The sequence below is a fragment of the Streptomyces nigrescens genome (genome assembly GCF_027626975.1).
Lineage (GTDB): Bacteria > Actinomycetota > Actinomycetes > Streptomycetales > Streptomycetaceae > Streptomyces > Streptomyces nigrescens.
This window is the reverse complement of the sequence record NZ_CP114203.1, coordinates 8,618,229-8,627,846: the sequence shown is the minus strand read 5'-3', so window position 1 is coordinate 8,627,846 and position 9,618 is coordinate 8,618,229. Positions and strand designations below refer to the sequence as shown.

At 73.2% G+C, this 9,618-nt stretch carries 1 protein-coding gene; it reads right to left on the bottom strand.

The features are described from left to right. Nucleotides 1-67 precede the first annotated feature (67 nt). Nucleotides 68-9,610 (bottom strand): SDR family NAD(P)-dependent oxidoreductase, encoded by a 9,543-nt coding sequence (locus STRNI_RS37850; protein WP_277412861.1) that lies wholly within the window; start codon nt 9,608-9,610, stop codon nt 68-70. Nucleotides 9,611-9,618: the final 8 nt, after the last annotated feature.

Here is a 9,618-nt window from a genome sequence, read left to right as displayed (position 1 = left end):
GTTCATTCCGTTTCCGGGTCGCTGGGCGGCCGGGCCGCCCGGTCCAGGGAGGAGGCTGGGGGAAGCGTCAGGTCCTGCTCAGGGCGTCCGGGTCGGCACGTCCGTCGAGGACCGCTCGCAGCAGCTCCGCACGGGCATCGGTCTCGAAGGCGGGCTCGGCCGCGGGGGGCGGAGTGGGGGCCGCGGGCGGTGGGACGGGGGCTCCGTCTCCGGCAGGCACCCAGTAGCGGTCGCGGGCGAAGGGCTGTGCGGGCAGCTGCACGGTGCGGCGCTCGCCCGCGGGATGGATCGCCTGCCAGTCGACGGGGGCTCCGTCGCACCACAGGGCCGTCACCCGGTCGAGCTGTCCGTCGCGGAGGGCCCGGGTGACCTCGGGTGCCTGCTCCGGCTCGCGCCGCACTCCGGTGCCACGCGACCGCCTGATGCCGCCGGTGTGCCAGGTGGAGGGCCCTTCGCCGGCGAGGAACCGGTCCAGTGTGCCGAGCACCTCGCCGATGCTTCCGGCGACGAAGCCCAGGCGCTGTTCCATGGCCTCCCGGCCGACCTGGAGGGTGAACGCCAGGTCCGCCAGGTCCGGGGCGTTTCCGCCGCGGCGCGCCCGGTCGAGGAAGTCCCGCAGCCGTCCGGCCGTGGCACGCAGCCGCTCGCCGTCGCGGGCGGACAGCACGATGGCCCGGGAGGCGGTCGTACGGGCCGGCTCCGCCGGTGCGGGCGGTACGGGCGGTGCTTCGAGGACGACGTGGGCGTTGGCGCCGCCGAAACCGAAGCTGCTCACTCCGGCCCGCAGGGGCCACGATCCCCCGGTGGCGTCGGTGCACGGCTCCCAGCGGCGCAGGGTGCGTACGACCTCGAATCCGCCGTCGAGCGGCAGGTGCGGGTTGAGCCGGTCACAGTGCAGGGTCGGCGGCAGCTCACGGTGGCGCATGGCGAGCAGCACCTTGAGGACTCCAGCCAGGCCTGCGGCCGCCTCCGCGTGGCCGATGTTGCTCTTCACCGAGCCGAGCGCGCACGGCCGGGCCGCGTGCGGCGGCCTGCCCTCGGCGGTGCGCAGGGCGCGGTAGGCGCTGTCGAGGGCGTTGACCTCGACCGGGTCGCCCAGGCCGGTGCCCGTGCCGTGCGCCTCGACGTAGCCGACGCTGTCCGGGTCGGTGCCGCGCATCGCCTCCTGGATCAGCGCGGCCTGCGCCTTGCCGTTGGGGGCGGTCAGGGAACCGGCGCGGCCACCGTGGTTCTCGGCGGTACCGCGGATCACGCCCCAGATGGCGTCGCCGTCCCGCTGCGCCCGGGCGAGCGGCTTGAGCAGCACCGCGGCGACGCCCTCGGAGCGGACATAGCCGTCCGCTCCGGCGGCGAAGGTCTTGCAGCGGCCGTCGGGGCTGAGCATGCCCGCCATGTGCGTCGCGGCGAAGGTGTCCACACTCAGCAGCAGGTTGACACCGCCCGCGATGGCCATGTCGCAGCGGCCGGACCGGATGCTCTCGACGGCGCGGTGAAGCGCGACGAGCGAACTGGAACAGGCCGTGTCGACGGGTTCGCTCGGCCCGTTCACGTCCAGGACGTAGGAGATCCGGTTGGCCAGCATCGAGTGGGCGTTGCCGGTGGCGGTGTAACCGTCGGGTGCCACGCCGCTGGCGTTGAGCAGGTGGTGGTAGTCGCTGCCGGAGACGCCGAAGTAGACCCCGGTGTTCGCGGGGAGGCGCGCCGGGGCGTAGCCGCCGTTCTCCAGCGCGGTCCACACCGTCTCCAGCGCCAGACGGTGCTGCGGGTCCATCAGCTCCGCTTCGAGCCGCGACAGGTGGAAGAAGTCCGCGTCGAAGCGGTCCACGCCGTCGATCCGGCCGGCGAACTTCGGGAAGTCCGCCCGCGCCACCACGTCCGCGTAGGGGCCGTCGAAACGGTCGCCGGGGTAGTCGGCGATCAGATCCTCGCCCGCACGGAGCTGCTGCCAGAAGGTGTCCAGGTCGTCCGCGCCGGGGAACCGCCCGGCGGCGCCGACGATGGCCACCGCGCCGTCGTCCGGCCCGGGTGCCGGTGCCGGCTCCGGGGACGGCCGGGTGGCAGCGACCGGGACGGGTGCGCCGGTGACCGTGGGGAGGCTCAGCTCGGGACCGTAGCGGTCGAGCAGGTGCTCGGCGAGGCTGCGGATGTCGGGGCACTCGAAGAAGACGGCGGGGGTGAGGTCCGTGCCGAGGATGCCGTTGAGTTCCGAGGCCAGTTTGGCCAGCGCGATGGACTCGAAGCCGTACGCGTGGAAGTGCGTGTCGAGGTCGATGTCGGCCAGGTCGAACTTGAGCAGGTCGGCGACGGTCTCGCGCAGCGACGCGACGAGCGCCTCCGTCTCGTCCGCGACCACCGGCTCGTCCGCGGCCGCCAGCCTGTCCACGGCCACCGGCACGGGCACTGTCGGCTCGGCCTCCGGCTGCTGCCGCTCCTCCGTGCCCGCCGGCGCCTGCAGCACCGGACGCGACGCCTGCGGCAGTGCCACGAGTGCCCGTCCGGCCTCGCCGGGAAGGGCCGGCGGGAGGTCGCCGGCGGTGAACTCGGCGTCCTCGACCCGGCCCAGAACCCGGCCGTCCTCGTCGAGGAAAGCCGCGATGAAGACGGCGTCGGACATCCGCGCCAGGACGATCGCCCGGGTGCGCTCCCACTGCTCGCCCTGCACGGATCCGACCCGCACCACGGCGGCGTCGGCCCGGCCCAGCGTGTGCTGAACACCCTGGAGCAGCCCGGCGAGCGCCCAGGCCGGGAGGTGCACCTGCTGCTTGTGCGGGTCCTGGCACATGGCCGGTTCGGCGACCCGTACGAGCAGCCGGTGGTCGTCGAGTTCCGTGACCCCTTCGACGCTGCGGGCGTACGGCCGGGCGTCGAGGCCCGCGGTGCCGAGCGCGGCGTAGAAGCTGTCCCCGTCGAGGGTCGCGGGCGCCTTCATCACCTGCGGCATCGACGCGTCCTCGGCAGGCGCGGACGGTACGACCTCGGCGGCGAACCGGAGCGTGGCCTCGTCGGTGTGCCACAGCTCGACGCGGTGCACACCGTCGCCGGACGTGCCGAGTCGCCAGGTGAACGTCTCGGGGGCGTCCGAGGGCGACGGGAGCGCCGCCCACTGCGCGTTCCGCAGCCGCAGCGGCCCGGCCAGCCCGGCGAGCCGCGCGAACGCCAGTGCCGCGTCCAGCAGCGCCACCGTGGCGTAACGGCGCTTGCGCCCCACGGTGTGGACGTAGTCGAGGAGTTCGTCCCCGCGCAGCCGGAGGGTGTAGCGCACGCCGTTGAGATCCGAGGCGTTGACACCGACCCAGGGGTGGGCGCGCCCGGCGAAGGCGAGCGGCCGCAGCACGCTGGGCGCGTCGTCGTGCTCGGGGTACCAGCAGTGCACCTTGTCGAAGGGGTAGGCGGGCAGCGACGGCTTGGCCGGGCGGCTTCCCGACGGCCACAGCCGGTCCCAGTCGAGGCTCGCGCCGTCCGTCCAGTGCTGCGCCAGATCCGCCAACTCACCCTCGTACAGGGCCTGTTCGACGGTCGCCGCGTCGGCGGTGCGCCGGCGCCGCAGCGTGCTCGCCGTGAAGTGCACGCCTGCGGGCACACCGGGTGACGGTGCCGTCCAGTCCACGGCGGACAGCCGGGCCAGGCGGGCCTGCGCGACCGCGATGTCGTCGGCGACGAAGGCCAGCCGGCACGGCAGTTCGTTCTTGCCGGTCTGCAGGGTGTACGCGAGGGCGTCCAGGCCCGGTGCGGTCTCCGATATGTACTCGTGCACATCGCGCAGCACCTTCTGCAAGGCCTGGGGCGTCATGGCGGAGAACACCAGCAGCTGCGGGCGGCCGCTGTCCGGTGCGGCGGCGACCTGCCCGTCGTGCTCCTCGACGACGATGTGCACGTTGATGCCGCCGGCGCCGATGGACGTGACGCCCGCCCGGCGCGGCACCTCCTCGCCGCCGACCACGGGGCGCCGCCAGGTATCGCGGTGGCGCTGCACCACGAACGGCGTCTTGTCGAAGTCGATCGCCGAGCTGAGCGTCCCGGCGTGCAGCGAGGGCGCCAGTGTGCGGTGCTTGAGCTGCAGCAGCACCTTGGTCAGGCCGGCCATGCCGGATCCGGACAGCAGGTGCGCCACATTGGACTTGACCGAGCCCAGCGCGCAGAACCCCAGGTCCTGTGTGTCGCGACCGAACGCGAGGGCGGCGCCCTTGATCTCGATGGGGTCGCCGAGGGAGGTCGCCGAGCCGTGGCCCTCCAGGTAGCTGATCGTGCGCGCGTCCACGGCGGCGTCGTCGAGCGCCTTCTCGATGGCGCGGGCCTGCTGCTGCGGGCTCGGCACCGTGAAGCCGTTGCGGACCCCGGCGTTGGTCATACCGCTGCCCTTGATCACACCGTAGACGTGGTCGCCGTCGGCGACGGCCTCGGCCAGCGGCTTGAGCACGAGCGTGCCCACGCCTTCGCCCAGGATCGTGCCGTCGGCGCCGAGGCCGTAACTGCGCACCACATCGGCCGACTTGGTGGTGAAGTGGGCCTGTGAGGTCGCGATGAGGTCGAACGGGTGCAGCATCAGGTTGATGCCCCCGACGACGGCCATGCGGCACTCGCCGCCGCGCAGCATGCGCACCGCCTGGTGCACGCACGCCGACGCCGAGGAGCACATGGTGTCGAGGAACACGGACGGCCCGGTGAAGCCGTAGTGGTAGGACAGCATGTTCGCCATCACTCCGAGCTCGCTGCCGCTGGTCGCGGTGCCGCGCATCAGCATGTTCTGGAAGCCGTAGAGCGAGTAGCTGTTGTTCATCGAGCCGACGAGCACGCCGACATCGCCGTCGTAGCGGCGCCGCAGCGTCTCGCGCGAGTAGCCCGCGTCCTCCAGGGCCACCACGCCCGCCTGCAGGAAGAGCCGGACCTCCGGGGAGAGCAGTTCGGCGTCGCGCTGGGAGATGTTGAAGTAGCGCGGATCGAACGCCGCCACGTCCCGCAGGAACGTGCCCGTCTTGACGACGGTCTTGCCGTCGACATCACGCTCGTCGAAGTAGATGTCGCTGTGCCGCCACCGCGATTCCGGGACGGGTTCGAAGCTGTGCCGGCCCTCGCTGAGCAGCTCCCAGAACTCCTCCAGGGTGTCGGCGCCCGGGTACCGGCCCGCCATACCGATCACCGCGATGTCGTGACGGTCCGGACCGGACGGCCTGACGGCCGGGGCGGGCGCGGCGGCGGGCATCGCCTCGACGGCGGGCGCTTGAACGGCGGGCTGCTCGGGCGCGAGGGCTTCGGGGGCGGGTGCTTGGGGAGCGGGTGCTTCGGGGGCGAAGAGTTCGAGGAGTCGTTCGCGGTGCTCGGCGACGAAGTAGCCCGCCACGCCCTGCAGATCGACGTGCTCGAAGAAGAGCGTCTTGGGCAGGGAGCCGAAGGTGTCCTCCAGCCTGCTGGTCAGGTCGACGATGGAGATCGATTCGATGCCGTAGGTCTCCAGCTTCTCCTCGACCAGGATGTGCTCCGCGTCCTGCCGGGTCACCTCGGCGAACAGGTTCCGCAGCAGGTCCTGTGTACGGGCGACGAGTTCGCTCTCCTCCAGGACGGCCGGCGCGGCCGTGTCCCGCTGCACCCCGGACGCGCGCCGCTCCGGCTTCGCGGCACGGTCCAGGCCCGCGTACACGAGCAGTTTGGAGCGCTCCCCGAAGAGCACCACGCGGCGGACCGGGGCGTCGGAGCGCAGCGCGCGCTCCAGTGCGTCCAGGCCGGCCTCGCTCGGCAGGGGCACGGTCCCGGTGCGCTTGCGCAGGTAGGCGAGGCTGGCGTCGTCCACGCGCATACCGCCGTCGGCCCACAGCGGCCAGTCGACGGAGCGGGTCACGCTGCCGGCTGCCTGCCGTCGTGCGGCGAACGCGTCGAGGAAGGCGTTGGCGGCGGCGTAGTCGGCCTGCGCGGCGTTGCCGAAGGCGCCCGCCACGGAGCCGAACAGCAGGAGGAAGTCCAGGCCGTGGGCGCGCGTCGCGTCGTCGATGTACGTGGCGCCGTCCACCTTGGGCGCGAGTACGGCGGCGGTGCCCGCGAGCGGTTTGTTCGCGAGGTAGCCGTCATCGAGGACGCCGGCCGCGTGGAACACGCCATCGAGCCGTCCGTGCCGCGCACGGATCTCCGCGACCGTGTCCCGCACGGCGTCCGCATCCGTCACATCCGTGCGGCAGTACGCCACCTCACCGTGGGGCAGGCGGGCCCGCAGTGCCTCGACGGCCCGGCTGTGCGCCGCGCGGCCACTGACGACGACCACGGCGCGGTGGCGATGGCAGAGCCGCTCGGCGAGCAGCAGACCGAGTCCGCCGGCGCCCCCGGTGATCCAGTAGACGCCGCGGTCGCGGAGCAGGCTCTCCCCCTCCTCGTTCCGGGGGAGTTCCACGAAGCCGTGCCGCACGCGGCGGTCCTGGGCGTCGTAAGCGGCCTCGGTGTCGTCTCCGGCACCTGCCTCCGCGCTGACGACCCGCTCGAAGCGGTCGGCGTCGCGGGGGTCGTAGGCGTCGAGGAGCACCAGCCTGCCCCGGAACGAAGGGTTCTCCTGCTGTGCGGTCTTCAGCAGCGCCGCCAGCGGGGCGTAGACCGGAGAGTCCGGTGCACCCGGTGCGACGACGAGCACCTGCCGTCCCTGCCCGACCAGTTGCCGGACCTGCGGGTAACAGGCCGCGAACGCCGCCTTCATGGCTTCGGCATCGGTGACATCGGCCGCTGCCGCCGGAACCGCCAGCTGTCGGATGTCCACTCCCAGCCGTGCGGCGCTCGCCGCCGCGAGGTCGTCGTCCAGTGCGGCGTTGAGCACCGTCACCGGGCCGGCCGGGGTGGCCTGCCCGGCTGCGGGTGCCGGGGCAGGGGCCGCCTCCCAGACGCCGGTGAGCTCCAGAAGCTCCCCTTCCGGGGCCTGGGCCGCCGCCGGTCGTGCGGTGGGCAGTTCCCTCGACGTGTAGCCGCTGAAGCGCACGCACAGCCGGCCGTTCTCATCGAACAGGTCGATGTCGGCTCCGGTCGTCCCGCCGGCTGTGCCACTGCCGGCCGGCCGCAGCCACGCCCACATCGTCGGGGTCGTCGCCGCGTGCACGGTGAGGCGGTCCAGCGCGAACGGCACCGCGGGGGCGGCGGGCCTGCGCCAGCCGCCGTCGGCCGGGCCGAGGGCCAGGCACGCGAGGAGGGCGCTGTCGAGGATCGCGGGCTGCAGCGCCATGCCGTCCGGGACACCCGCAGGGAGCCGCAGCTCGGCCAGCACGCCGTCCGGACCGCGGTGCAGGGCGTGGAGGCCGCGCAGAGCGGGGCCGTGCTCGATGCCGCTGGACCGTAGCGCGGCGTACCCCTCGGCGGCGTCGACACGCTGGGGGAACCGCTCGCGCAGCGCGCCCGGGTCCGTCCTCTCGGCCGCGGCGGGCTCGCCGTACTCGACGCGGCCGCTGGTGTACTGCGTGCCGTGGTCGTCGGTGATCGCGTAGTCGTAGCCGTCGGCGGCGGGGGTCAGGCGGAGCTGCGCGGTGAGCCCGGTGTCGCCGACGAGCAGCGGGCGGATCCACACCGCGTTGCGGATGTGGGGTGCCAGCCCGGCCCGGGCGTCTGCGGCGGCGGCCCGTCCGGCTGCCTCGGTGACGAGTGCCAGGGCCACCACTCCGGGAACGATCCGTGCGCCGTTGACGAGGTGGTCGCGGACGAATCCCTGTGAGGCGTCGAAGCGCAGGGGGAAGGTCCAGCCGCCCCCTTCCGGCTCTCCTTCGCCGAGCGGGGCGGGAGCGGTGGGCATCACGCCGCGCTCCGGCTTCCCGGTCGTCTCGTCCCGGTCCGTCCGGAACCAGTGCGGAGTACTGGCGAACGCGTAGCCGGGCACGTGCACGCGGCGGCCGTGCTCGGGCCACTGCTCCCAGTCCACGGGCAGGCCCTGGGCCCAGGCGGCCGCGAACTTGTCCTGCCGTCCCTTCTCCAGCCAGCGCTCGGCCAGGGCCGTCAGGTCGTCCGCGTCCAGACCGTCGGGGGCTTCGGTTCCGGCCCGGCCGCGCGGGCAGTGCGCGGGCGGCTCCTCCCCTGCGGCGACGCTCTCCAGCTGCGCCGCCCACTCCTCGATGCCGCTCGCGCGGAAGACCACGCGCTCGCGCAGGGGCACCCGGCCTTCGCGCAGCGTGCGGGCGACATCGGTGAGGGCCGGGAGCTCGTTCTGCTCGATCCGGGTCCGGACCCAGCGGGCGAGCCGGGCGCACGTCTCACGGAGCCGCTCCTCGTCCTTGGCGGACACCGGCAGCCACTGTTCGCCTTCGTCCTCGGTGGCCGCCACCGGGTCCGCGGCTTCCAGCAGGACGTGGGCGTTGGTCCCGCCGAACCCGAAGGAGCTGACGCCCGCGCGCAGCGGTGCGGACCCTTCGGTGTCCCAGTCGGTGAGGCGGTCTAGGACGTACAGCGGGCTGCCGTCCAGGTTGATGAGGGGGTTGAGTTTGCGGAAGTTGACCGTCGCGGGCAGCTTGCGGTGGCGCATGGCGAGGATGACCTTGAGCATGCCCGCGATGCCGGCGGCCCCTTCCAGGTGGCCGATGTTGGTCTTGACCGAGCCGATGCCGCACCGGTGGGCCGGGGCCTCGGCGGTCCGGTCCGTGCCCAGGTCGGCGAAGGCCTGCTTGAGGCCGCGGATCTCGATCGGGTCCCCGACCGGGGTGCCGGGGCCGTGGGTCTCCACGTAGGTGACGGTCTCGGGTGCGATACCGGCCTTGCGGTAGACGCCGGCGATCAGTTCGGCCTGTGCGGCCGGGTTGGTGACGGTCAGCGAGCTGGTGCGCCCGCCGTGGTTGCTGCCGATGCCCTTGATCACTGCGTGAACGGCGTCGCCGTCGCGGCGGGCGTCCGCGGCCCGCTTGAGCAGGATGACGCCGCCGCCCTCGCCGCGCACATAGCCGTTGGCGTCCGCGTCGAACGCCCGGCACCGGCCGTCGGGCGAGAGCATGCCGGCCTTGGCGAACGCGATGAAGTGCCGCGGCGACCAGGTCAGGTTGACGCCGCCGGCGAGCGCGAGGTCGCAGTCGCCGGCCTGCAGGGCCTGCACCGCCTGCTGCACGGCCACGAGCGAGGCGGCGCAGGCCGTGTCGTTGACGACGCTCGGGCCACGGAAGTCGAAGTGGTGGGAGACCCGGTTGGCGATGATCGCGTACGCGGCGCCGGTCGGGTAGTAGGCGTCGATCTCCTCGACTTCCTGCTCGATCAGCTCGGCGTAGTCCCAGTGGCAGACGCCCATGAAGACGCCGGTGCGGGAGCCCGCGACGCGGTCGGCCCGGTAGCCGGCGTCCTCCAGGGCGTGCCAGCTGAGCTCCAGGGCCATCCGCTGCTGCGGGTCCATGGACTGCGCCTCGCGCGGGGAGATCTGGAAGAAGTCGGCGTCGAAGCAGTCGGCGTCGTCGACGAAGCCGCCCCAGACGCTGTTGGTCTTGTTGAATTCGCGGCGCGGGTGGCCGAGGTGGTCCTCCTTGCGCCAGCGGCGCTCGGGGACCTCGCTGATGAGCGAGCGGCCCTCGGCCAGGTGGCTCCAGAACTCCTCGGGCGTGCGCGAGCCGGGCAACCGCAGGGACAGGCCGATGACGGCGATGTCCCGGTCGTCGGCGAGGACGCCGTTCTCCTTCTTCATGGCGCGTT